Source organism: Streptomyces sp. 71268 (assembly GCF_029392895.1).
In the GTDB taxonomy this organism is placed as follows: Bacteria; Actinomycetota; Actinomycetes; order Streptomycetales; family Streptomycetaceae; genus Streptomyces.
Genome location: NZ_CP114200.1, coordinates 8,109,359 through 8,132,287 on the forward strand (window position 1 = coordinate 8,109,359; position 22,929 = coordinate 8,132,287).

Sequence of the window (22,929 nt, forward strand, 5' to 3'; positions counted from 1 at the left end):
GACCCGATGCGCATCCTCGTCCTGGGAGCCAGCGGTTTCCTCGGCGAGCACACCGTCCGGCACCTGCGCGCCCTGCCCGGCGCGCGGGTGCTCACCGGCGGTCGCTCGCCCGCAGCCGACGCCCACATCGACCTCGCCACCATCGACGTGGACCACCTCACCGACACCCTGGCCGCGCTGCGCGTGGACGCCGTGGTCAACTGCGCGGGCGCGGTCGGCGGCGGCTCACTCGCCCTGGCCGGCACCAACGCCCGCGGGCCGGCCGCCCTGTGCGCGGCGCTCGCCGACGCCGCCCCCGGCGCCCGCCTCGTCCACCTCGGCTCCGCAGCCGAGTACGGCACCTCCGGCGGCGACCTCGCCCTCACCGAGTCCAGCCCCACCTACCCGTTCGGCGTCTACGGGGCCACCAAGCTCGCCGGCACGCTCGCCGTCACCTCCGCCGGACTGGACTCGGTGGTGCTGCGGGTGTTCAACCCGATCGGCCCCGGCTCGCCCACCAGCAGCCTGCCAGGGCGGCTCGCCGCCCTGCTGCGCGAGGCCGACCGCGAGGGCACCGTCCGGGTGGGCGCCCTGTCCGCGTACCGCGACTTCGTCGACGCCCGCGACGTGGCGCGGGCCATCGGCCGCGCCACCACCGCCCCCGGGCCACTGCCGCCCGTGCTCAACCTCGGCAGCGGCACCGCCCACCCCGTGCGGGCCGTCGCCACCGGGCTCGCGCGGCTGGCCGACTTCCGCGGGCGCGTCGACGAGAGCGGCGCGGGATCGGGCCGCTCGCCGGCCGCCTCCCGCGCGTGGGCCGACATCACCACGACCACCGCCGCGCTGGACTGGGAGCCCCGCTACACCTTCGACCAGTCGCTCGCCGACCTGTGGGCCGCCGCCACCGGCCAGCCCGTCGAAGCGCCGCGATGACCTCCGCGTCCCCGCCCCCGGGGCGTCTGCTCGTGCCGTTGTACGTCCACCCCACGGTGGACCCCGCGGCCTGGCGGGCGCTCCGTGGGCGCGCGCGACAGCTCTACGCCGTGGTGCTCAACGCCGCCGACGGCCCGGGCCGCCACCGCGACCCCGCCTTCCACGCCGTGGCGCGGGACCTGCGCGCGGCGGGCGTACGCCTGCTCGGCTACGTGGACACCGCGTACGGGCGCCGGTCGCCGAGGGCCGTACTCGCCGACGTCCACCGCCACCGCCGCTGGTACGGCGTGGACGGGGTCTTCTACGACCAGGTCGCGGCCGACCGCGCGCTGTTGCCGCGCTACCGGCGGCTGGTGCGCGCGGCCCGGCTGCTCGGCGCGCCCACCGCCGTCCTCAACCCGGGCACCCACCCCGACCCCGGATACGCCGACGTCGCGGACGTCCTGGTCACCTTCGAGGGCGACTGGGCCAGCTACCGACGGGCCCGGGTCCCGCCGTGGACGTCCGGGCACGCGCCGCGCCGTTTCTGCCACCTGGTGTACGGGGTGCCCGACAGCCAGCGAAAAAAGGTGGCCCATACATCGTATGATCGCGGAGCGGCGCTGCACTGCGCGGTGCCGGGGGAGGGGAGCAACCCGTGGCGGTATCCCCCGTCTGGTGGAGACAACGGCATGGGAGACGACGGGTGACGGCGCGAACCTCGCTCGCGGCATGGACCGGCGCGGCGCTGCTGGTGCTGGTCGGATGCTCGAACGGCGACACGAACGACGATCAGGCGGACAGGCCGTCACCGACCAGGTCCGGCGAGTCGGCCCCGCACGAGACGGCCCCGCGCGAGTCGGGGGAGCGGGCCGCCGTGAAGTGGCGGCCGCGCCCCGGCACCACCTGGCAGTGGCAGCTCAACGGCCGCGTGGACACCAGCTTCGACGTGCCCGTGTACGACATCGACGGCTTCGAGAACTCCGCGAAGACCGTGGCCGGCCTGCACGCCGACGGCCGCAAGGTGATCTGCTACATCAACGCCGGCGCCTGGGAGGACTGGCGCCCGGACGCCGACGCCTTCCCCGAGGCCGTGCGCGGCGAGGGCAACGGCTGGGAGGGCGAGCGCTGGTTGGACATCCGCCAGCGCGACACGCTGCTGCCGCTGATGGCCAAGCGGATGGACATGTGCGCCCGGAAGGGCTTCGACGCCGTCGAGCCGGACCTGATGGACGGCTACCGCAACCGCACCGGCTTCCCGCTCACCGCCGCCGACCAGCTCGCCTACAACCGCGGACTGTCCAAGCTCGCCCACGAGCGCGGCCTCGCCGTGGGCCTGAAGAACGACCTCGACCAGATCCCCGAACTCGTGGACGACTTCGAGTTCGCGGTCAACGAGGAGTGCGCCGAGTTCGGCGAGTGCGCCAAGCTCACCCCGTTCATCAAGGCCGACAAGGCCGTCTTCCACGTCGAGTACACGCTGCCGACCGACAAGTTCTGCCGCACCGCCAAGGATCTGGGCCTCAGTTCGATGCGCAAGCGCCTCGACCTCGACCCCTGGCGCGACGCCTGCTGACCCCCGCCCACCGGGACCCCGGCCCGCGCCCTCGGCCACGGTCGCACGGCCTGGCCTGAACGCTCCGCGGGTCCGGGACCCCTCCCCGCCGCGCCGGCCTAGCATCGCCTTGGTGCGGGCAACCACGGGCTGAGGCGGGGTAGATGGGTTGGTTGACACGCCGGCGGCGCCCAGGCAACGGGCCACGGCTGAGCTACGTGACGCGGGCCGCGGTGCGGGCGGCCCGGGCCCGGGCCGCTGCGGCCGGCCTGGAGCCGGACGACGACGGCTCCCGGCGGGGCACGGGGCGGCACATCGTCTTCCGCGGTGGCGACGCGGAGCTGGCCAAGCGGTACCTGCTCGACCTGCCGCCGGTCGAGGAGCGGCTGTTGCACTACGTCGTACGGACCCCGGACGGCACCTGGGGCAGGGACTCCGGGGGCCTGTACCTGGAGTCCCTGCGGCCGTGGCAGCGGGACACGTCGGCCGCCGAGTGCACGGGCACCGTCGTCGCCGTCGCGGGGCTTCGGGGCCTCGTCCTGGCGGCCCGGGGCCAGCTCGACAACTTCATCGCACAGGTCGCCTGCGGCCGGTGCGAGCACGAGTGGTACGACGGCCTGCGCTACCAGGCCGTCACCGCCGTACGCTGCCCACGGTGCCAGGCGCTCAACGGCGTGGACAGCGGCTGCGTCAACGTCAACCCGTTCTAGCCAAGCCCTGGCCAGCCACCGGCCGCCAGCCACCGGCCGCCAGCCGCCGGCCCCGAGGCCCGTGCGCACGCCCCACGAGCGGACCGCGCCCGGCGGCCCAGGCGCCCCGGTGCCTAGAGTCGCACCACGGTGACCTCCGTGGCCTTGACGCTGGCCCATACGGCGGTGCCCTCCGCGAGGCCGAGCTCCACCGCCGCGGCGGGGGTGATCTCGGCGACCAGGTCGGGCACCCGCTCCGAGCCGAGGGCCACCCGCAGCCGGCTGCCCACGGCCGTGATCTCCCGCACCCGGCCCGGCCACACGTTGCGCGGGCTCCCGCTCGGCCGCTCCCGGTGCAGCGAGACCGCCTCGGGCCCGAAGATCGCCAGTGCCGGGCCCGCCTCCCCGACGGCTTCCGCGCCCACCTGCTCCGCCGCCCCGGCCCCCGCCGCGCCACCGGCCGCTTCCCCGCCCGTGACCGGGTGGTCCACGCCGCCACCCGGCGCGGGCAGCGGGTCGGCGGCCACCAGGCGCCCCGAACCCGGCAGCGCGAGGCCGCCGTCCGCGGTGATGGCGCACCGCCAGGCGTTGTGGCCGAGCATGCGGGCCACCCACGGTGACCGCGGGCGGCGGGCCACCTCGGCCGGCGTCGCGTACTGCACGGCCCGCCCCCGCTCCAGCACCAGCACCCGGTCGGCGAGCGAGACCGCCTCCACCGGGTCGTGCGTGACGATCAGACAGACGCCGTCGAAGTCGGCCAGGTGCCGGCGCAGCGCGCGGCGCACCCGGGCGCGGGTCGTCTGGTCGAGCGCCGCGAGCGGCTCGTCGAGGAGCAGCAGACGCGGCCGCGCCGCCAGCGCCCGGGCCAGCGCGACGCGCTGCGCCTGCCCGCCGGAGAGCTGACCCGGCCGGCGCCGCGCGAGGTGTCCGACCCCGAGCCGTTCCAGCCACTCCCGCGCCACCTGGTGCGCCTCGGCCGCGCCGACCCCGCGCGCCCGCAGCCCGTAGGCGGTGTTGCGTACCGCCGTCAGGTGCGGAAAGAGCGCGCCGTCCTGGGGCACCCACGCCACCCCCCTGCGGTGCGACGGGAGGTCGCCCACCTCCGCGTCACCCAGTCGCAGCGTGGCCCGCGACCGATCGGTGAGCCCGAGCAGGGCGCGCAACAGCGTGGTCTTGCCGGCGCCGTTGGGCCCGACGACGGCGATGGTGGTGCCGGGTGGCGCGTCGAGGACCAACTCGTTGAAGCCGGTGAGTTCGGCCCGCAGCGACCAGCCGCACCACCCCGCGCCGGGCGCCCCCGCGCCGCCCCGCCGACCGCCGCCGACGGCGTCGCCACCCGGGCCGTCCTCGTCCGGGCCGGCCCCCGCGCCGCCGTCCGAGGGTGGAGCGTCGAGCGGAGCCTCGTCCGGGTCCCCGGCCGGTTGGCCCGGCGCGGGCAGCCCGTCGCCGTCGTACGCGGCCGCGCGCCGGGTGCCGCCGCCCGGCGCGCGGGTGCCGCCGGCCCATCGGCCGCGCAGCGCGAGCAGCACGGCCATCGCGATGCCGAGCAGCAGCAGGGACACCGAGGTGGCGGCCGCCGGATCGGCCTGCAACAGCAGGTAGACCTGGAGCGGCAGCGTCTGGGTGACGCCCGGCAGGTTGCCGGCGAAGGTGATGGTGGCCCCGAACTCGCCCAGCGCCCTGGCCCAGGTCAGCGCGGCGCCCGCGAGCAGCCCCGGCGCCACCAGCGGCAGCGTGACGGTACGGAAGACCCGCCACGGACCGGCGCCGAGCGAGGCGGCCGTCTCCTCGTACCGGCGGTCCAACCCGGCGAGCGTGCCCTCCAGGCTGATGACCAGGAACGGCATCGCCACGAACGTCGCCGCGACCACCGCCCCCGCGGTGGAGAACGGCAGGGTGACGCCGAACCAGTCCTCCAACACCCCACCGAGCAGCCCCTTGCGGCCGAAGCCCAGCAGCAGCGCCACACCGCCCACCGTCGGCGGCAGCACCATCGGCAGCAGGACCAGCGAGCGTACGAGCGTCTTGCCGGGCACCGCGCCCCGGGCGAGCACCCAGGCCAGCGGCACGCCGAGCACCACGGAGATGCCCAGCGACCAGAACGAGACGGTCAGCGACAGCCACAGCGCGTCCCGCACCGGCGCGCTGCCCAGGTGCGTGCCCAACTCGGACCAGGAGGTGCGGGCCACCATGCCGGCCAGCGGGAGCAGCAGGAACGCGACCGCCAGCGCGGCCGGCACGGCGAGCGCCAGCGGCGTGCCCGCCCGCGCGGCCCGCCGCCCGCGCCCAAGGCGCCGACCGCCGCGAACCGGCCCCGTCCGCTCCGGCCCCCGGCCGGCCTCGGCCGGGGGGAGACGTCCAGGGTCGCCGCCCCTGCCGTGCGCGCTGTGTTTCATCCGTGCCGGTTCCTTACGGTCCGAGGAGGCTCAGGGGCGCTGGAACCCCGCCTCACGCAGCATCTTCTGCGCCGTGGGCGAGGTCAGCCACCGTACGAACGAGGCGGCCCGCGCCTCGTGCCGGGAGGAGGAGAGGGGCGCGGCGGGGTAGATGGCGATGGCGTTCTGGGCGTCGGGGATGGCCACGGTGTCGACGCTGTCCTTGGCGGTGGCCGCGTCGGTGACGTAGACGATGCCCGCGTCGGCCTCGCCGAGCGTGACCTTGCTGAGCACGGCCCGCACGCTCGGCTCCTGTGACACGGGCTTGACGCTCACGTGCTGCCCGTCGAGCACGGCCTCGCTGTAGCGGCCCACCGGCACCTCGGGCGCGGCCAGGACCACCTTCAGGTCCGTGTCGGCGAGGTCGCGCAGGCCGCGCACGCGGTGCGGATTGCCCTCGCCCACCGCGATCACCAGGCGGTTCCTGGCGATGGTCGTCATCGGACCGGTCTCGCCCCGCAGCCCGCGCATCGTCGGCAGGTCCGCGGTGACCAGCGCGTCGGCCGGCGCGCCCTGCCGCACCTGCGCGGCCAGGTCCTGCGACCCGGCGAAGGAGAACCGCACCCGCACGTCCGGGTGCTCCTTCTCGTAGGCCGCGCCGGCCTTGGCGAACACGTCGGTGAGCGAGGCCGCGGCCAACACCGTCAACTGGGTCCTGCCGTCCGCACCGCTGCCGGCGGAGTCGTCACCGGAGCCGCACCCGGCCACGGTCAACAGGGCGGCGAGGCACAGCGCGGCGGCGACCCGGCGGCACGGGCGGGCGAGGGACACGGAGGGCTCCTTGGGGATCCTGGACGAGGGCGGGCGCGGGTGCGGGTGCGGGCCCGCGGCGGTGCGGCGGGTCAGACGCGGTCGATGTGCACGTTGGTGGACTTCACCCGCGCGGTGGCGCGCACACCCACCTCAAGGCCGAGTTCCTCCACGGCCTCCCGGGTGAGCAGCGAGACCAGCCGGTGCGGCCCGGCCTGGATCTCCACCTGGGCCGCGACGTCACCGAGCTTGACGGCGGTGACGATGCCCGCGAAGGCGTTGCGGGCCGAGGTGTACGGCACGTCCTCCTCGCCGTCGGCGGCCTGCGCCAACTCCACGGAGAAGGCCGCGAGGTGCCGGCCGTCGATCAACCGCCGCCCGCCCTCGTCGCGGTGGGTCGTGACGCGGCCCGCGTCGGCCCACCGACGCACGGTGTCCGCGCTGACGCCGAGCAACCGCGCGGCCTGACCGATGCTGTAGGACTGCATGTGCGGGACGATATGCGTCTTCAGGCAGCATCTGCAAACGTGCGAGCGAGAATCGCTGGCATCTGCTGCCTCGTCTCCGCTTCCTGCGGCTCCCAGGCGCTATCTCATGAGCGCGCTCCCACGCACCGACCCAAGGCGGCGCACTGAAGCGGATCGAGAGCGGGAACACCGGGCGCGCCCTCCGCACGCGCACCCGTGCATCACCTCACCGCCCTCGCCGCGCCACCCGGCGTACGGCGCGGGGCCTGGTGTGCGTCTGCCACTCGGGCGGCACGGGCGGCGCACCGCATGCGAAAACCCCGGTCGCGCGGCACGGGTGGTGACGCGACCGGGGCGGGGAGGGGTGGGCTGTCGGCGGCGGAACGGCGTGTGGGCTGGAGCTGTCCCGCCGGGAGCCGTTAGCGGGCGGCCGGCACCGTCGCGGGCGGCACCACGATCGCCGTGACGACGAAGCCGTCGTGGATCACCCAGCGGCCGTCGAACCCGGTGAAGGGGAACCCGTCGGGGATGTCCGCCGACGGCAGCAGGCGAGCCCGGAAGGTGCCCTGATGGGCGGGACCCTCGGCGTCGCCGGAGGCCGCGGCTTGCGGGGTGAAGGTCAACTCGGCGTCGGAGAAGTCCAGTTCGCGCCGGGCCAGCGGGTACCACGCCTTGAAGACGCTCTCCTTGGCGCTGAACAGGAGCCGGTCCCAGTGCACCGGGCCGCCGGGCCCCCAGGCGCCGTCGGCGATCCGCTGGCCGCGCTCCCGCTCGGCGTCCAGCGACACGATGCCGAGCACGCCGTCGGGCAGCGGGGCGTGTGGTTCCGCGTCGATGCCGATCGAGCGGGCCGCCGTGTGCGGGGCCAGGGCCGCGGCGCGGTACCCGTCGCAGTGGGTCATGCTGCCCACCACGCCGTCGGGCCAGTTGGGCTCGCCGCGCTTGCCCGGCAGGACCGGGGTGGGCGGGAGGTCGAGGCCGGCCATCGCGCGCCGCGCGCAGGCACGTACCGTGGTGAACTCGCGGCGCCGCTTGAGTACCGCGCGCTCGAGCAGGGCGGCCTCTTCGGGGAAGAGCACGTCGGGCTCGGCATCGGTCCGTACGGCCTCGGCCCAGGAGACGGTCGGGGGGACCAACGCGGTCGATATGACGGATGCCGACGGAACAGGCGCCGCCCCGCTTGTCAAGTCCTTCACAGCGGCCTCGTCCGTGTCCCGTCCCATGGCCAACCCCCGTTGTGCGTAAGCGCCTTGCAGGTCATTCTGTCCGTACCCTAGCGATCTGTCGCGCTTGGCAGGAGCGAACGAGGGCAAGATCACAGTGTGCCCTACTCCTGTCGTTCACAAACCTCCCCTAGTCTCCGTCGCATGACGGTCTTGCCCGACGGGCTCCCCTTGGCAGCCGAGTTCCCGGACGCATCCCGAGAGCAGTGGCAACAGCTAGTTGGCCACGTGCTGCGCAAGTCCGGCGCGTCCGACGCCACCGGCGTCGCGGCCGAGGAGGCGCTCAGAACCCCGCTCCAGGACGGCATCTTCGCCCGCCCCCTCTACACCGCTGACGACGCCCCCGACGCGACCGCCGTCGGCTACCCCGGCTTCCCCCCCTTCGTGCGCGGCGGACGCCCCGAGGGAGCGGCGGTCGCCGGCTGGGACGTACGCCAGCGCCACGCGCACCCCGATCCCGAGCGCGCCCGGGAGGCGGTCCTCGCCGACCTGGAGAACGGGGTGTCCTCGCTGTGGCTGGCGGTCGGCGAGGGGGCGCTGCCCACCGACGCGCTGCCCCGGGCCCTGGAAGGGGTCTACCTCGACCTGGTGACCGTCGCCCTCGACGCGGGCCCCGACTTCGCCGCCGCGGGTTCGGCCCTGCTCGCCCTCTACGACCAGCGCGAGGTGCCCCAGCACGCCGCGCTCGCCGTCCTCGGCGCCGACCCGTACGGCGTCCTGGCCCGCACCGGCCGCGCCGATGCCCTGGCCGGGCACCTGGCCGACGCCACCGAGCTGGCCCGCCGGGCCAGCCGCGACTACCCGGGCGTGCGGGCGCTGAGCGTGAACGCGCTGCCCTACCACGAGGCCGGCGGCTCGACCGCCGAGGAACTCGGCTGCTCGCTCGCCGCCGGCGTCGGCTACCTGCGCGAGCTGACCGCGTCCGGTCTGTCCGTCGACGCGGCGCTGGCGCAACTGGAGTTCCGCTACGCGGCCACCACCGACCAGTTCCTGACCATCGCCAAGCTGCGCGCCGCCCGCCGCCTGTGGGCCAGGGTCGCGCGGGTCTGCGGCGCGGCCGACGGCAGCGCCGCGCAGCGGCAGCACGCGGTGACCTCGCCGGTGATGATGACCCGGCGCGACCCGTGGGTGAACATGCTGCGCACCACCGTCGCCACCCTGGGCGCCGGCGTTGGCGGCGCCGACGCCGTGACCGTGCTGCCCTTCGACAGCGAGCTGGGCCTGCCCGACGGCTTCGCCCGCCGCGTCGCCCGCAACACCTCCTCCATCCTCATCGAGGAGTCGCACCTGGCCCGCGTCATCGACCCGGCCGGCGGCTCCTGGTACGTGGAGCGGCTGACCGCCGAGGTCGCCGAGGCCGCCTGGGCCTTCTTCCAGGAGATCGAGGCCGCCGGCGGCATGGCCAGCGGGCTCACCTCAGGGCTGATCCCCGACCGGCTCGCCGCCACCTGGCAGCGCCGTTCGAAGGACCTCGCCCGGCGCAAGGAGCCGATCACCGGCGTCAGCGAGTTCCCGCTGCTGGACGAGCGCCCCATCGAGCGCGAGCCGGCCCCCGCCGTGGCGACACCGGAGGGCGGCCTGCCCCGCGTGCGCCGCGACGAGGCGTACGAGCGGCTCAGGGCCCGCAGCGACGCCCACCGGGCGACGGCGGGGGAGCGGCCGAAGGTCTTCCTCGCGACGCTCGGCCCGGCCGCCGCGTACACCGCGCGCGCCACCTTCGCCGCCAACCTCTTCCAGGCCGGTGGCATCGAGGCCGTGCGGGAACAGGACGGCACCGACCCGGAGGCGGCGGCCGAGGCGTTCGCCGACAGCGGCGCGCGGATCGCCTGCCTGTGCTCGACCGACCAGCTCTACGCCGAGCAGGCCGAGGACGCCGCCGCCCGGCTCAAGGCCGCGGGAGCCACCCGGGTCTACCTGGCGGGCCGCCCCGGCGAGCGGCGGGAAGACTACGTGCGGGCCGGGGTGGACGAGTTCGTCTACGCGGGCTGCGACGCGGTCGAGGTGCTGACCTCGGCCCTGGACACCATGGGGATTGCGTGATGCAAGGCGAGGCAGCAGCGACGGGCCAGATCCCGAACTTCGCGGACGTCGAACTGGCCGAGGAGGGCGAGACCCCCGGCCGCACCGCCGACGACTGGCGCGCCGCGCTCCGCGAGAGCACCGGCAAGGACGAGGACGCGCTGGTCTGGGAGACGCCCGAGGGCATCGGCGTCAAGCCGCTCTACGGCGCCGAGGACCTGGCCGGCGTCGACTTCCTGAACACCTACCCGGGCATCGCGCCCTACCTGCGCGGCCCGTACCCGACGATGTACGTCAACCAGCCGTGGACGGTGCGCCAGTACGCGGGCTTCTCCACCGCCGAGGAGTCCAACGCCTTCTACCGGCGCAACCTCGCCGCGGGGCAGAAGGGCCTGTCGGTCGCCTTCGACCTGCCCACCCACCGCGGCTACGACAGCGACCACCCGCGGGTGACCGGCGACGTCGGCATGGCCGGCGTGGCCATCGACTCGATCTACGACATGCGGCAGCTCTTCGACGGCATCCCGCTGGACAAGATGAGCGTGTCGATGACGATGAACGGCGCGGTGCTGCCCGTGCTCGCGCTGTACATCGTCGCCGCCGAGGAACAGGGCGTCGCGCCCGAGAAGCTGGCCGGAACCATTCAGAACGACATTCTGAAGGAGTTCATGGTCCGCAACACCTACATCTACCCGCCGCAGCCCTCCATGCGGATCATCTCCGACATCTTCGCGTACACCTCGCAGAAGATGCCGCGCTACAACTCCATCTCCATCTCCGGCTACCACATCCAGGAGGCCGGAGCCACCGCCGACCTGGAGTTGGCGTACACCCTCGCCGACGGCGTGGAGTACCTGCGGGCCGGGCTGGACGCGGGCATGGACGTGGACGCCTTCGCGCCTCGGCTGTCGTTCTTCTGGGCCATCGGCATGAACTTCTTCATGGAGATCGCCAAGCTGCGCGCGGCCCGTCTGCTGTGGGCCAAGCTGGTCAGGCAGTTCGACCCGAAGAACGCCAAGTCCCTCTCGCTGCGCACCCATTCGCAGACCTCGGGCTGGTCGCTGACCGCGCAGGACGTGTTCAACAACGTCGCCCGCACCTGCGTCGAGGCCATGGCCGCCACCCAGGGCCACACCCAGTCGCTGCACACCAACGCGCTGGACGAGGCGCTGGCGCTGCCCACCGACTTCTCCGCCCGCATCGCCCGCAACACCCAACTCCTGCTCCAGCAGGAGTCGGGCACCACCCGGGCCATCGACCCGTGGGGCGGCAGCGCGTACGTGGAGCGCCTCACCCACGACCTCGCGCGCCGCGCCTGGCAGCACATCGAGGAGGTCGAGGCGGCCGGCGGCATGGCGAAGGCCATCGACGCGGGCATCCCCAAGCTGCGCGTCGAGGAGGCCGCCGCCCGCACCCAGGCCCGCATCGACTCGGGCCGGCAGCCGGTGATCGGCATCAACAAGTACCGGGTGGACAGCGACGAGCAGATCGACGTCCTCAAGGTCGACAACTCCGCCGTGCGGGCCCAGCAGATCGACAAGCTGCGCCGGCTGCGCGAGGAGCGCAACGAGCAGGCGTGCCAGGACGCGCTGCGGGCGCTGACCGGCGCCGCCCGGGACGGCGCCCAGCGCGGCGGCGGCCTGGAGGGCAACCTGCTGGCCCTGGCCGTGAACGCGGCCCGGGCCAAGGCCACCGTCGGCGAGATCTCCGACGCCCTGGAGCAGGTGTACGGGCGGCACTCCGGCCAAATCCGTACGATCTCCGGTGTGTACCGAGACGAGGCAGGAACGTCATCAGGCGTGGAGCGCACCCGGGCGCTGGTCCGCGCCTTCGAGGAGGCCGAGGGCCGACGCCCGCGCATCCTGGTCGCCAAGATGGGCCAGGACGGGCACGACCGGGGCCAGAAGGTGATCGCCACCGCCTTCGCCGACCTCGGCTTCGACGTGGACGTCGGCCCGCTGTTCCAGACCCCCGCCGAGGTCGCCCGGCAGGCGGTGGAGGCCGACGTGCACATCGTCGGCGTCTCCTCGCTGGCCGCCGGCCACCTCACGCTGGTGCCGGCGCTGCGCGAGCAACTGGCCGAGGCGGGGCGGGAGGACATCACCATCGTGGTGGGCGGCGTCATCCCGCCGCAGGACGTCGAGACGCTGCGCGAGATGGGCGCGGCCGCCGTCTTCCCACCCGGCACGGTGATCCCCGACGCCGCCCACGACCTGGTCACGTCGCTGGGCGCGGCGCTCGGCCACGAGCTGTGAGCCCATGCCACCCAAGATCGACATCGACGAGTACGTACGCGGCATCCGCGAGGGCTCGCGGGCGCACATCGCCCGCGCCATCACCCTCGTGGAGTCCACCCGGCCCGACCACCGCGCGCTCGCCCAGCGGTTGCTGATCGAGCTGCTGCCGTACGCGGGGGGCTCCCGCCGCGTGGGCGTCAGCGGCGTGCCCGGCGTGGGCAAGTCCACCTTCATCGACGCGCTCGGCACCCTGCTCACCGAGCGCGGCCACCGGGTGGCGGTGCTCGCCGTCGACCCGTCCTCCAGCCGCACGGGCGGCTCCATCCTGGGCGACAAGACCCGGATGGAGCGCCTGGCCGTGGACCCGGCCGCCTTCGTCCGCCCCTCGCCCACCTCGGGCACCCTGGGCGGCGTCGCCAGGGCGACCCGGGAGACCATCGTGCTGATGGAGGCCGCGGGGTACGACGTGGTGCTGGTGGAGACCGTGGGCGTGGGCCAGTCCGAGACGGCGGTGGCCGGCATGGTGGACACCTTCCTGCTGCTCACCCTGGCCCGCACCGGCGACCAGCTCCAGGGCATCAAGAAGGGCGTCGTGGAGCTGGCCGACCTGGTGGCGGTCAACAAGGCCGACGGCCCGCACGAGCGCGACGCCCGCTCCGCGGCCCGCGAACTGGCCGGCGCCCTGCGGCTGTTGCGCCCGCAGACGGCCCCCTCCACGGCCTCCGCCGCCGGGCCCGCGGGGGCGCGCGGCGCCGACGGGCCGCCGCACCCGGACGAGGTGTGGAACCCCCCGGTGCTGACCTGTAGCGCCCGCGAGGGTACGGGCCTGGACGAGCTGTGGGAGCGCGTCGAGGCACACCGCAAGGTGCTGGACGCGACGGGCGCGCTCCAGGTCAAGCGGCGCGACCAGCAGGTGGAGTGGGTCTGGTCGATGGTCCAGGACCAGCTCCTGACCCAGCTCCGCGAGCACCCCGCGGTTCGCCGGGTGGGCCCCGAGGTCGAACGCCAGGTCCGGGAGGGCACGCTCACGGCCTCCCTGGCGGCCGAACGCGTCCTGGCCGCCTTCGCCTCGCCGACCACCGGCGAGGAGAGCGGCACGCCGCTCGACGGGGACGCGACCCGCGCCTGAGACGACCCGTGCCGGCCGGGCGCCCCGCGCGCCCGGCCGGCCGGGGCCGTGCCTAGCCGGCCGGGGCGACCAGCGTGGGGGACTGCCGCGAGCGGCGCAGCGCGTCGGCGACGAAGCCGCTCGCCTTCAACTCCTCCACGAGGTCGCGCAGGAAGTCGACCGTCGCCGGCTCGCGGTCCCTGGTGGTGCCCACGGCCTGCCGGATGTGCATGAACGGGTCCGCGAGCAGGCGCAGGTCCGGCTGCGCCGCGACGTACTCCGTCAGCGGCTCCCGGATGCCGGCCGCGACCTCAAGTCCCCCGGCGCGGAAGGCCGTCACGCCCTCGTCGCCACGCACCACGCTGGCGTGGCGCAGGGTGCGGGAGAGGAACAGGTCGTACGCGGACCCGCGCTTGACGCCGATGCGCACGCCCTCCCGGTCCACGTCGGCGGCGGTGGCGAACGGCGCGCCCCGCGGCACGGCGTACACGCCCTCGATGAGCACGTACGGGGCGGTGAAGGCGACGTCCGCCTCCCGCGCGGGCTCGACGGCCAGGAAGCACAGGTCCGCCTCGCCCGTCGCCATCGCCTCGTACGACTTGCGCGCCGCGTCGAAGCAGCGGAACTCGACCGGGACGCCCAGCCGCGCGCCGACCTCGCGCGCGAGGTCCACCGTGACGCCGGCCGGGGCCGCCGGCGTGCCCTGGGCCAGGACCGGGTTGCCCAGGTTGATCGAGGCCCGCAGGGTGCCGAGCGGGGCGAGGTCCCGCGCTATGTCGGTGATCGCGTTCGTCATGGCCCGGAGTCTAGGCCGCCCGCGTCGCCCGTCACCGCGCGGAACCGGTGGTCACGGGCGGGCCGCCAGGCCCAACTCCTCCGGGCCCAGGTCCGCGAAGAACCGCTCCACGTCGGCCGGGCTCACCTCCGCGAGGTGGGCCGGGCTCCAGCGCGGCCGGCGGTCCTTGTCGACCACCTGCGCGCGCACGCCCTCCACCAGGTCCGGTGTGGTCAGCGCGGCGCAGGAGACCCGGTACTCCTGGTCCAGGACCGGCTCCAGGGCGCCGAGTCGCCGGGCCCGGCGCAGCGCGCTCAGGGTCACTTTCAGCGCGGTGGGCGACTTGCCCGCGACGCGCTCCGCCGCCTCCTTGGCCGCCGGCACGCCGCACTCGCGCAGCCGGGTCAGGATCTCCTCGACGGAGTCGGCGGCGTAGCACGCGTCGATCCACTCGCGGTGCTCGTCCCACTCGCTGGCCGGCGCCGGCGCGGCGAAGCGGTCCACCGCCTCCGCCGGCGTACTGGTCTCCAACGCGGCCTTGAACGCCTCCAGTCGCTCCGCCGGTACGAAGTGGTCCGCGAAGCCGCACGCGATGGCGCCACCCGCCGCCATCCGGTCCGTGGTCAGCGCCAGGTGCGTGCCCAACTCGCCGGGCGCGGAGGCCAACAGGTGCGTACCGCCCACGTCCGGCACGAAGCCGATGCCGACCTCCGGCATCGCGACCGTCGAGCGCTCGGTCACCACGCGCACCCCGCCGTGCGCGGAGACCCCGACGCCGCCGCCCATCACGATGCCGTCCATGAGCGCCACGTACGGCTTGGGGTAGCGGGCGATGTGGGCGTTGAGCACGTACTCGTCGCGCCAGAACGCGCGGGAGGCGGTGCCGCCGGCGCGGGCGTCCTCGTAGATGGCGCGGATGTCGCCGCCCGCGCACAGGCCGCGCTCACCGGCACCCTCGATGACCACCGTGTGCACCGCGTCGTCGTGCTCCCACGCGGTCAGCGCGGCGTCGATGGCGCGCACCATGGCGTGGCTGAGGGAGTTGAGGGCCTTGGGACGGTTGAGGGTCAGCGTGGCGGACCTGCCGCGCACGCGGGTCAGGACGTCTTCGGCGGCGGGGGAGTGGTTCATCGGTTCGCTCCGGTCGGGTCGCTCGCGACGGCGCGTCGCGTGGTCTCGATGGCTGGGCCTGGCGCGCTGCTGGTGCGATCCTCTCAACCGGCCCGCGCCGCCCGTACGCTCCCCCCACCTCCGTCGATCCCCGCCTCCGTCGCTCCCGCCGCGATCGCCGGGCCGGGACCTCACGGGGCGATGCGGCTAGCCTGGTCCGCGCCCAGGCGACGGGCGCCCCGACCGAGGGCCCCGGCCAGACCCGGAGAGGACGGCCGACACCGATGCCCGAGCCCGAAAGGCCCGCCCGGCCGACGATGCCGCCCCGGCCGCTGCACACGGTCGCCCGGATCGGGCCGTTCTTCGCCGTACGCACCGACCCACCAGGCCCGGCCGGTCTGCGGGCCGAGGGCTACGTGCCGCTCGCCGAGGTGTACGTCGCGGGCCCGCCGGCCGCCGACCGACTGGCGGTCGCCCCGCCCGCGCTGCGCCACCGCTACACCACGGTCGCGCGCCGGCTGGGCACCGACGAACTCCGGGTGGCCGCCTCGCTCGGCTTCCAGGGGCTGGCCGGGCGGCTGTGGTCGCTGGCGGTGGGCTGCGCCGCGCTGACCGGCCGGGTGCCGGACCTGGACCCGAGGCGCCTGTGGTGGCACCCCGAACACAGCGCCCCGCGCGAGCTGTGGCTGCCGGACGCCGACGCGACGCCGGACCCCGTGGACCCCACACCTGTCGCGGACCTGGCCGAACGGGTACGGGCCACGGTCATCGACCAGCACCTGGCCCCGCTGCACCGGGTGGCCGCGGCGACCTCCGGGCTCTCGGGCGCTCTGCTGTGGGGAAACGCCGGCTCGGCGCTGGCCGGCGCGCTCGGCGTACTCCACGGCTGGCTGCACGCGCCGGCGCGGCCGGGCGACGGCGTCAGAGCCGAGGACCGCGAGGCGGCCACGGTCCGCGCGCGGGCCCTGGCCCGCGACCTGTTCGCCGCAGAACCGCTGCGCTCCACCGGCCACTGGAGCCCGGGCCCCCGCCCGGCGTTCCGACGCGGCACCTGCTGCCTCTACTACCGGGTGCCGGGCGGCGGCCTGTGCGGCGACTGCGTCCTGCCCCGCGTGCCCGGACGCTGACACCCGGCCGGCCAGCGGGCCCCGGGACCGGGCGGCAGGGGGGCCGGGGCACCCGGCGGCGGCCCGGTCGCGGCGCGATCGCAGCAGGTCAGTAGAGTGCGGCTGCTGCCATCCCCGACCGCCGAGGTACCTTCCGTGAACGCCGACCCACCCGACGCCCGCCCCGACGACGCCGGGCCGGTGACGGTCGTGGGCATCGGCGCCGACGGGTGGGGCGGGCTCACGGCCACCGCGCGCGAGGCCCTGCGCGAGGCCCAGATACTGATCGGCGGGGCTCGCCAACTCGACCTGCTCCCCGCCGACTGCCCCGGCCGTCGCGTTCCCTGGCCGTCCCCGCTGCGCCCCGCGGTCGCCGGGCTGCTCGCCGCGCACGCCGGGCACCGCGTCGCCGTCCTCGCCAGCGGTGACCCGTTCTGCTACGGCATCGGCCGGGCCCTGACCGAGGAGTTGGGGGCCGAGCGGCTGCGCGTCCTGCCCCACCCCTCGTCCGTGGCGTACGCCTGCGCGCGGCTCGGCTGGCCGCAGGAGGACGCGGACGTGGTCAGCCTCGTCGGCCGGCCGCTGGCCACCCTGCACCGCTGGCTCTTCGACCGGCGGCGGCTGCTCGTCCTGAGCGCCGGCCCCCACACCCCGGCCGAGGTCGCGGCCCTGCTGAGTGAGCGGGGCTTCGGACCGAGCACCCTGCGCGTACTCGAACAACTCGGCGGCGAGCGCGAGCGCCAGCTCGCCGGCACGGCCGACGACTGGCCGCACCCCCCGGGCGACGCCCTCAACGTGATCGCGGTCGAGTGCCGCGCCACCCCCGACGCGCCCCGGCTGGCCACCGTGCCCGGGCTGCCGGACGACGCGTACGAACACGACGGCCAGCTCACCAAGCGCCGGGTACGCGCCGCGACGCTCGCCGCGCTCGCCCCGGCCCCCGGCGAACTGCTGTGGGACATCGGCGGCGGCTCGGGCTCCATCGCCATCGAGTGGCTGCGCGCGCACCGCGCCTGCCGGGCCCTGACCGTCGAACGCGACCCGGTGCGCTCGGCGCGCATCGAGCGCAACGCGGCGGCCCTCGGCGTGCCGTCGCTGCGCGTGATCACCGGCAAGGCGCCCGACGCGCTGACCGAACTGCCCACGCCCGACGCCGTGTTCATCGGCGGCGGGCTGACCACCCCCGACCTCCTGGAGACCTGCTGGGCCGCGCTGCCGGGCGGCGGCCGGCTGGTGGCCAACACGGTGACGCTGGAGTCGGAGGCGCTGCTGGCCGACTGGTACCGGCGCCACGGCGGCGAACTCGTACGCCTCACGGTCGCGCGCGCCGTCCCCGTCGGCGGCTTCACCGGCTGGCGCCAGGCCATGCCGGTCACCCAGTGGGCCGTGACCAAGAACGCCGAGGCCCCCCGCGCCGCCGGCCGCACGGCCATCCCCGCCAGCCGCACAGCCATCCCCGCCGGCCGCGCCGGCACCCCGGGCGCCGACCGCGCGACCGGACCGGACCGAGGAGAAGAACGATGACGGTGTACTTCATCGGTGCCGGCCCCGGCGCCGCCGACCTGATCACCCTGCGCGGCGCCCGCACCCTGGCGCGCTGCGCCGTGTGCCTGTACGCGGGCAGCCTGGTGCCGCGCGAACTACTCGCCGAGTGCCCGCCGGACGCCCGCCTGGTGGACACCGCCCGGCTCGACCTCGACCAGATCACCGCCGAACTCGTCGCCGCCCACGCCGCCGGGCACGACGTGGCCCGGCTGCACTCGGGCGACCCGTCGGTGTTCAGCGCGGTCGCCGAGCAGATGCGCCGGCTGGACGCGGCCGGCGTGCCGTACGAGATGGTGCCCGGCGTGCCGGCGTTCGCGGCGGCGGCGGCGGCCCTCGGCCGCGAACTGACCGTGCCCACCGTCGGGCAGACCGTCATCCTCACCCGCGTCGCGCAGCGCGCCACGCCCATGCCGGAGGGCGAGGACCTCGCCACCCTCGGCCGCAGCGGCGCCCTGCTCGTCGTCCACCTCGCGGCCCGCCACGTGGAGCGGGTGGTGGCCGAGCTGCTCCCGCACTACGGCGCCGACTGCCCCGCCGCCGTCGTCGCCATGGCCAGCCGCCCCGACGAACTCGTGCTGCGCGGCACGTTGGAGACCATCGCCGAGCAGACCATCGCGGCGGACATCACGCGCACGGCCGTCATCATGGTCGGCCGCACCCTGGGCGCGGGGCAGTTCAGCGACAGCTACCTGTACTCCGTGGACCGCGAGCGACCGGCGTAGGCGGCTTCGCGGGCGGTGCGGGCGGTGTGGCGTGCGGCGTCGTGTCGGGCACGGGCCGGTGGCGGCTCACGCCACCGCCACCTCGACCTGAAGCAAGCGTGGAGAGACCGCGAACCCGTGCCGGCGGTACGCCGAGACCGCCCGGTCGCTGGAGTGGACGGTCACCCGCTCCAGGCCCAGTTCGCCGGCCCAGGACAGGACCGCCTCGATCAGCTCGCCGCCCACGCCATTGGCCCGCTCGTCCGGTATGACGTACACGCACTGCACATCGCCCGACAGCCGCTCCAACGCGCGCGGGTGTGGCACGCGCTGGGTGATCGCCAGCCACGCCATGCCGATGACGGTGTCGCCGCGGACCGACACCACGCACCGGTGTGAGTCCGTGTGTTGCCGGGCCCACGCCGTGAAACGGGGTACGAACGCCTCCAGCGTGACGTCCGGCGTTCCGTGCAGTTCGGCCACCCACAGCCAACGCAGCCTGGCGACGGCGGCGAACTCGTGGAGGCGGGCGGGGCGGCAGACGATGTCCTTCACGGCTCCATGATGGCGCGGACCCGGTCGGACGGTGGTTGTTTCGCCACCCGCCACCCGCCGGACCCGGACGCGAAACGTGGGCCGGGCGGCGGCGGGGCTACCGGCGGGCCGCGGTGGTGGAGGGGAGTTCGTGGAAGCGGGCGCGGTAGTCGCCGGCGAAGCGGCCCAGGTGGGAGATGCCCCACCGGTAGGCGATGGTGCCCACGCTGTCGGTGGTGGCGAGGATGTCCTGGCGGACGCGGTCCAGTCGCAGGTCGCGTACGTAGGCCAGGGGGGACAGGCCAAGGCGGTCGCGGAAGGCGGAGCTGAGGGTGCGCGGGGCGCATCCGGCGGCGTGGGCGATGTCGGCGAGGGTGATGCGCTCGGATAGGTGGGCCTCGACGTAGGCGAGGGCCGCGCGCAGGGCGCGCGGGTGACCGGTTCGCGGGCCGCCCCGCAACGCGTCGGTGTGTGAGTGCGGCTGGGCCAGCAGCAGCGCGGTGACGAGGCAACGGAGCTGACCGCGCTGGAGTTCGGGGCGCTGGAACAAGGGGTCGCCCGAGTCCAGTTGCTCCACCAGGGAGCGGACGAGCAGGTGTACGGCCCGGCCCTTGGGCTCGGCCAGGTCGAGGGCGAAGTCGAAGCGGACGGTGGACCGAGGGCGAGCGCCGGTCAGCGTCGCGTACGCCTGGTCGACCAGGGCCGCGTCGATCCGCAGCCCCAGGAAGCGCGAGGAGGTGGCCCGTACGGGGCGCAGTTCCTGGGTGTCCCCGGGGTTGACCACGCCGGCCGTGGTGGCGGTCAGGGTGGCGTCCACGCCGTCGCGGGACGCGGCGATGGCACCGGAGACGCCCAGGTTGACGAAGTAGGAACCGAGCCCTTCCGCCGCGCGGACGCGCACCGTGAGCGGCGAGGCGAAGTAGCCGACGGCGAAGTCGTGCGCGGCCACCCCGCGCAGTTCGTGCCGCCCCGCGCACAGGCCGTCCAGCGGCGACGTGGTGACGGAGCCGCCGAACAGACGGGTGGCGGCGTTCAGCAGGTCGACGGGGTTTCGGGAGCGGGTGATGAGGAAGCCGCGCAGCGGAGTCGGCAACGCGCTCACCCTCCTTCCTCCGGAGGCCGGGGGCCCGGGAGCCCGGAGTGCCCGTGCCGGACCCGGTGCCCTCGTGCGTGACCTGGCGACAGCCCATCGTACGCACGGGCCAGTTGGTCACGCGGGCTCGGCCATCAGTCGGTGACACGCGTTGACCAGCGGATACGCCTCGTCGTGGCGCTGGGCACGCTCCAGGTCGGCGATGGCTGTCGAGGTCTCCACCAGCGTTCGGCAGCGTCGGGCGCGTCGGCTGGTGAACGCCGCGAGACCGGCTCCGACCGACTCGTGCCGGTCCAGCTCCTGGGCCAGTACGAGGCCGTCCTCCATGGCCAGGGCCGCGCCGCTGGCCATCTGTGGCGCGGGCGCGTGGGCGGCGTCGCCGATGACCACGCCGCTGCCGTGGCTCCAGGGGCCCCGCAGGACGTGGGTCCGCACCGGACGGCGCACCACCGCGCGGCACTCGGCCACCAGCGGGACCAACTCCGCCACCCGGCCGGGGAAGGGTTCCAACAGCTCGGCCAGGCGCGGGACGAGTTCGGCCTCCGGGAGGACGTGGTGGGCCACCCCGTTCTCGGTCAGGAAGACGTACGCCCGGCTGGCCGAGAGGGGGACCAGGCCCGCCGTGTGGACCTTCCCGGCGAACTGGTGGATGCCGGTCGCCCACGAGGGGCGCGGAACCAGCGCTCGCCACACCATCTGCCCGTGGTAGCCGGGCTTGGGCCGGAGTCCGAGCAGTGCTCGTACCGAGGAACGGAGGCCGTCCGCCCCGACGACGAGGGTGGCCTCGCGCTCGGTCGCGTCCGACAGGCGCACGCGGACCGCCGCCGCCCGCTGCTCCAGCGAGACGACGGTCCGCCCGTGCCGCACCAGCGCGCCGGACCGCTCGGCCGCCGCGTACAGGACGCGGTGCAGGGCCGGGCGCGCGATGCCGACCATCGCCGGCCGCCGCGCACCGAGCAGCCGGGGCAGCTCGATCCGGTCCGTGGGCTCGCCGCGCACGTTCACGTGCGTGATCACGCTCATGCCGTGACCCTCGGCCAGACACGCGTCGGCGAGTTCCAGCTCGGCCAGCGCGCGCAGCGCCGGCCCGGTCAGGCTCAGGCCCCAACCGCTCGTCTCGCGCGCCGGGTTGGCCTCGACGACCTCCACCCGCCAACCCGCCCGCGCGAGGGCGGTGGCCGCCGCCAGGCCGGCGACACCCGCCCCCACGATCAGAGCCGTCCGCACGCCACCGTGCCCACCGTCCATGTACGCCTCCAGAGGATCGCTTCGTCCGGGACCGTACGATCCGCCGACCCGCCGACCTGTCCACATCCGGCGGCAACCATCCGCCGCCGGCGAAGAGTTGGCGGACCCTGGCCTGCTGCCTGCTGCCCGCTGCCCGCGTACGGCGTGGCCGGCTGGCCGCCCGTCGGTGGGTCTATTACGAGCCGCTGAGGGGAACGTCAACCGTCGCGTGGGCCGCGTGGGAGGGCGCGGCCCACGATCGTGCCGGCCCGGTCGATGCAGATCACGTCCACCGCCACCGGCGCGCCGCGCAGCACCCCGAGGGCCTGTTCGCGCGCGGCCTCGGCCACCAGGTCGCCCAGCGGAACCCCGCGCGCCGCGCACAACTGCACCGTCTCCAGCCCCGTGTTGGCCGTCGCGACCGCCGCCGCCAACTCCTCGTCGGCCCCACCGGTGCGGGCGAGTTCGGCCAGGAACCCCTTGTCCACCTGGGAGCGCGAGGAGTGCAGGTCCAGGTGGCCCGCCGCCAGCTTGGACAGCTTGGCGAAGCCGCCGGCGATGGTGAGCCGGTCCACCGGGTGGCGGCGCAGGTACTTGAGCACCGCGCCGGCGAAGTCGCCCATGTCGAGCAGCGCGTCCTCCGGCAGCGCGTGCTCGGCCACGGCGACCTTCTCGGAGGTCGAGCCGGTGCAGCCGGCCACGTGACGGCGCCCGGCCGCCCGCGCCACGTCCACCCCGCGCCGGATGCTGTCGATCCACGCGGAGCACGAGTACGGCACCACGATGCCCGTCGTGCCCAGGATGGACAGGCCGCCCAGGATGCCAAGGCGCGGGTTCCAGGTGCTCCGGGCGATCTCCTCGCCGTGGTCGACGGACACCTCGATCTCGACGTCGCCGCTCCCGCCGAGCCGCTCCGCCACCGCCGCGACGTGCTCGCGCATCATCTGCCGGGGCACCGGGTTGATCGCGGGCTCGCCGACCGGCAGCGGCAGGCCGGCGCGGGTGACGGTGCCGACCCCGGGACCGGCCCGGAAGACCACGCCCGAGCCGGGCGGCAGCGCCCGTACCCGCGCGCGTACCAGCGCGCCGTGCGTGACGTCAGGGTCGTCCCCGGCGTCCTTGACGACGGCGGCCATCGCCCAGCCGGGGCCCGACTCCTCGGCCGCGAGCGCGAACGCCGGCCGCTGCCCCTTGGGCAGGGTGATGGTCACCGGGTCCGGGAAGTCGCCACCGAGCAGGGCGGTGTACGCGGCCGTCGTCGCGGCCGTGGCGCACGCGCCCGTGGTCCAGCCGGGCCGCAGCCCGGTGTGCTGGAGCTGGGCCTGCCGGCCGCCCACGGCCACCGGCTCGTCGCTCACGCCGGCCGGCCCGCCGGGCGCGACCGCCGCGCTCCCGCCGTCCCGCGCGGGCCGCTGCTGGTCGGCCGCGTTCCGGTCGCCTCCTCCGTGTTCCCGCCGCTGGTCA

At 75.3% G+C, this 22,929-nt stretch carries 20 protein-coding genes; 10 read left to right on the forward strand and 10 right to left on the reverse strand.

Going from position 1 to position 22,929, the window contains the following annotated elements:
- Positions 1–6 precede the first annotated feature (6 nt).
- The 4 genes from OYE22_RS32235 (at position 7) to OYE22_RS32250 (ending at position 3,156) form a co-directional block, all read left to right on the forward strand.
- The gene (locus tag OYE22_RS32235; protein ID WP_277324421.1) at positions 7–912 is read left to right on the forward strand and encodes an NAD(P)-dependent oxidoreductase; all 906 of its coding nucleotides are present in this window, start codon (positions 7–9) and stop codon (positions 910–912) included.
- Positions 909–1,601, forward strand: a complete 693-nt coding sequence (locus OYE22_RS32240; protein ID WP_277323738.1) for a spherulation-specific family 4 protein — start codon at positions 909–911, stop codon at positions 1,599–1,601. Before OYE22_RS32235 ends, OYE22_RS32240 begins: the two co-directional genes overlap by 4 nt.
- Before the next feature lie 167 nt (positions 1,602–1,768).
- The gene (locus OYE22_RS32245; RefSeq protein WP_277324422.1) at positions 1,769–2,467 is read left to right on the forward strand and encodes an endo alpha-1,4 polygalactosaminidase; all 699 of its coding nucleotides are present in this window, start codon (positions 1,769–1,771) and stop codon (positions 2,465–2,467) included.
- 143 nt (positions 2,468–2,610) lie between these two features.
- Positions 2,611–3,156: a hypothetical protein gene (locus OYE22_RS32250; protein WP_277323739.1), complete on the forward strand. Its 546-nt coding sequence runs from the start codon at positions 2,611–2,613 to the stop codon at positions 3,154–3,156.
- Positions 3,157–3,269: 113 nt separating this feature from the next.
- Here the strand turns inward: OYE22_RS32250 and OYE22_RS32255 are convergent, their stop codons facing one another.
- The 4 genes from OYE22_RS32255 to OYE22_RS32270 form a co-directional block, all read right to left on the reverse strand.
- Entirely contained in the window at positions 3,270–5,531 is a 2,262-nt protein-coding gene (locus tag OYE22_RS32255) for an ABC transporter permease (RefSeq protein ID WP_277323740.1), read from the reverse strand.
- A 30-nt stretch (positions 5,532–5,561) separates the two neighbouring features.
- On the reverse strand, positions 5,562–6,341 hold the full coding sequence (gene modA / locus OYE22_RS32260; protein ID WP_277323741.1) for a molybdate ABC transporter substrate-binding protein: 780 nt from the start codon (positions 6,339–6,341) through the stop codon (positions 5,562–5,564).
- Positions 6,342–6,412: 71 nt separating this feature from the next.
- Positions 6,413–6,808, reverse strand: coding sequence for a helix-turn-helix transcriptional regulator (locus OYE22_RS32265; RefSeq protein WP_277323742.1), 396 nt, complete (start codon positions 6,806–6,808; stop codon positions 6,413–6,415).
- Positions 6,809–7,206: 398 nt separating this feature from the next.
- Positions 7,207–7,923 (reverse strand): 4'-phosphopantetheinyl transferase superfamily protein, encoded by a 717-nt coding sequence (locus OYE22_RS32270; RefSeq protein WP_277323743.1) that lies wholly within the window; start codon positions 7,921–7,923, stop codon positions 7,207–7,209.
- A gap of 231 nt (positions 7,924–8,154) precedes the next feature.
- On the opposite strand from OYE22_RS32270, the gene mutA reads away from it, so the two are divergent.
- From mutA to meaB, 3 genes are read left to right on the forward strand one after another with little or no spacing between them, the layout of a single operon-like run.
- Positions 8,155–10,050 (forward strand): methylmalonyl-CoA mutase small subunit, encoded by a 1,896-nt coding sequence (gene mutA / locus OYE22_RS32275; RefSeq protein ID WP_277323744.1) that lies wholly within the window; start codon positions 8,155–8,157, stop codon positions 10,048–10,050.
- Positions 10,050–12,284 carry a methylmalonyl-CoA mutase gene (gene scpA, locus OYE22_RS32280; RefSeq protein ID WP_277323745.1) on the forward strand — a complete coding sequence of 745 codons (2,235 nt, stop codon included), beginning with the start codon at positions 10,050–10,052 and terminating at the stop codon, positions 12,282–12,284. The genes mutA and scpA overlap by 1 nt, the downstream gene beginning before the upstream one ends.
- A 4-nt stretch (positions 12,285–12,288) precedes the next feature.
- Positions 12,289–13,395 carry a methylmalonyl Co-A mutase-associated GTPase MeaB gene (gene meaB, locus OYE22_RS32285; protein ID WP_277323746.1) on the forward strand — a complete coding sequence of 369 codons (1,107 nt, stop codon included), beginning with the start codon at positions 12,289–12,291 and terminating at the stop codon, positions 13,393–13,395.
- A gap of 52 nt (positions 13,396–13,447) precedes the next feature.
- Here meaB and OYE22_RS32290 read toward each other — a convergent pair whose 3' ends face one another.
- Together OYE22_RS32290 and OYE22_RS32295 are read right to left on the reverse strand one after the other, a co-directional pair.
- The gene (locus OYE22_RS32290; RefSeq protein WP_277323747.1) at positions 13,448–14,170 is read right to left on the reverse strand and encodes a transporter substrate-binding domain-containing protein; all 723 of its coding nucleotides are present in this window, start codon (positions 14,168–14,170) and stop codon (positions 13,448–13,450) included.
- A 51-nt stretch (positions 14,171–14,221) separates the two neighbouring features.
- Positions 14,222–15,280 carry an enoyl-CoA hydratase/isomerase family protein gene (locus OYE22_RS32295; RefSeq protein ID WP_277323748.1) on the reverse strand — a complete coding sequence of 353 codons (1,059 nt, stop codon included), beginning with the start codon at positions 15,278–15,280 and terminating at the stop codon, positions 14,222–14,224.
- 263 nt (positions 15,281–15,543) lie between these two features.
- Between OYE22_RS32295 and OYE22_RS32300 the strand changes: the two genes are divergently transcribed.
- From OYE22_RS32300 to cobM, 3 genes are all read left to right on the forward strand, one after another.
- Positions 15,544–16,386, forward strand: a complete 843-nt coding sequence (locus tag OYE22_RS32300) for a (2Fe-2S)-binding protein (RefSeq protein ID WP_277323749.1) — start codon at positions 15,544–15,546, stop codon at positions 16,384–16,386.
- A 135-nt stretch (positions 16,387–16,521) separates the two neighbouring features.
- Entirely contained in the window at positions 16,522–17,889 is a 1,368-nt protein-coding gene (gene cbiE / locus OYE22_RS32305; RefSeq protein WP_277323750.1) for a precorrin-6y C5,15-methyltransferase (decarboxylating) subunit CbiE, read from the forward strand.
- Positions 17,886–18,632 (forward strand): precorrin-4 C(11)-methyltransferase, encoded by a 747-nt coding sequence (gene cobM, locus OYE22_RS32310; RefSeq protein ID WP_277323751.1) that lies wholly within the window; start codon positions 17,886–17,888, stop codon positions 18,630–18,632. The genes cbiE and cobM overlap by 4 nt, the downstream gene beginning before the upstream one ends.
- A 66-nt stretch (positions 18,633–18,698) precedes the next feature.
- On the opposite strand, the gene OYE22_RS32315 is transcribed toward cobM, so the two are convergent.
- The 4 genes from OYE22_RS32315 to OYE22_RS32330 form a co-directional block, all read right to left on the reverse strand.
- Positions 18,699–19,166, reverse strand: coding sequence for a GNAT family N-acetyltransferase (locus OYE22_RS32315; protein ID WP_277323752.1), 468 nt, complete (start codon positions 19,164–19,166; stop codon positions 18,699–18,701).
- Positions 19,167–19,263: 97 nt separating this feature from the next.
- Positions 19,264–20,247 carry an AraC family transcriptional regulator gene (locus tag OYE22_RS32320; protein ID WP_277323753.1) on the reverse strand — a complete coding sequence of 328 codons (984 nt, stop codon included), beginning with the start codon at positions 20,245–20,247 and terminating at the stop codon, positions 19,264–19,266.
- Positions 20,248–20,355: 108 nt separating this feature from the next.
- Entirely contained in the window at positions 20,356–21,486 is a 1,131-nt protein-coding gene (locus tag OYE22_RS32325; RefSeq protein WP_277323754.1) for an FAD-dependent oxidoreductase, read from the reverse strand.
- A 197-nt stretch (positions 21,487–21,683) separates the two neighbouring features.
- Positions 21,684–22,823, reverse strand: a complete 1,140-nt coding sequence (locus OYE22_RS32330; RefSeq protein WP_277324423.1) for a cobalt-precorrin-5B (C(1))-methyltransferase — start codon at positions 22,821–22,823, stop codon at positions 21,684–21,686.
- Positions 22,824–22,929 lie beyond the last annotated feature (106 nt).

What these genes read in the sequence shown, in the direction of transcription:
- OYE22_RS32300 (WP_277323749.1), top strand. Translation starts at nt 15,544, where the DNA reads ATGCCCGAGCCCGAAAGGCCCGCCCGGCCGACGATGCCGCCCCGGCCG.
- OYE22_RS32325 (WP_277323754.1), bottom strand. Translation starts at nt 21,486, where the DNA reads ATGGACGGTGGGCACGGTGGCGTGCGGACGGCTCTGATCGTGGGGGCG.
- OYE22_RS32250 (WP_277323739.1), top strand. Translation starts at nt 2,611, where the DNA reads ATGGGTTGGTTGACACGCCGGCGGCGCCCAGGCAACGGGCCACGGCTG.
- OYE22_RS32295 (WP_277323748.1), bottom strand. Translation starts at nt 15,280, where the DNA reads ATGAACCACTCCCCCGCCGCCGAAGACGTCCTGACCCGCGTGCGCGGC.
- cobM (WP_277323751.1), top strand. Translation starts at nt 17,886, where the DNA reads ATGACGGTGTACTTCATCGGTGCCGGCCCCGGCGCCGCCGACCTGATC.
- meaB (WP_277323746.1), top strand. Translation starts at nt 12,289, where the DNA reads ATGCCACCCAAGATCGACATCGACGAGTACGTACGCGGCATCCGCGAG.
- OYE22_RS32240 (WP_277323738.1), top strand. Translation starts at nt 909, where the DNA reads ATGACCTCCGCGTCCCCGCCCCCGGGGCGTCTGCTCGTGCCGTTGTAC.
- OYE22_RS32290 (WP_277323747.1), bottom strand. Translation starts at nt 14,170, where the DNA reads ATGACGAACGCGATCACCGACATAGCGCGGGACCTCGCCCCGCTCGGC.
- OYE22_RS32255 (WP_277323740.1), bottom strand. Translation starts at nt 5,531, where the DNA reads ATGAAACACAGCGCGCACGGCAGGGGCGGCGACCCTGGACGTCTCCCC.
- scpA (WP_277323745.1), top strand. Translation starts at nt 10,050, where the DNA reads ATGCAAGGCGAGGCAGCAGCGACGGGCCAGATCCCGAACTTCGCGGAC.
- OYE22_RS32265 (WP_277323742.1), bottom strand. Translation starts at nt 6,808, where the DNA reads ATGCAGTCCTACAGCATCGGTCAGGCCGCGCGGTTGCTCGGCGTCAGC.
- mutA (WP_277323744.1), top strand. Translation starts at nt 8,155, where the DNA reads ATGACGGTCTTGCCCGACGGGCTCCCCTTGGCAGCCGAGTTCCCGGAC.
- OYE22_RS32235 (WP_277324421.1), top strand. Translation starts at nt 7, where the DNA reads ATGCGCATCCTCGTCCTGGGAGCCAGCGGTTTCCTCGGCGAGCACACC.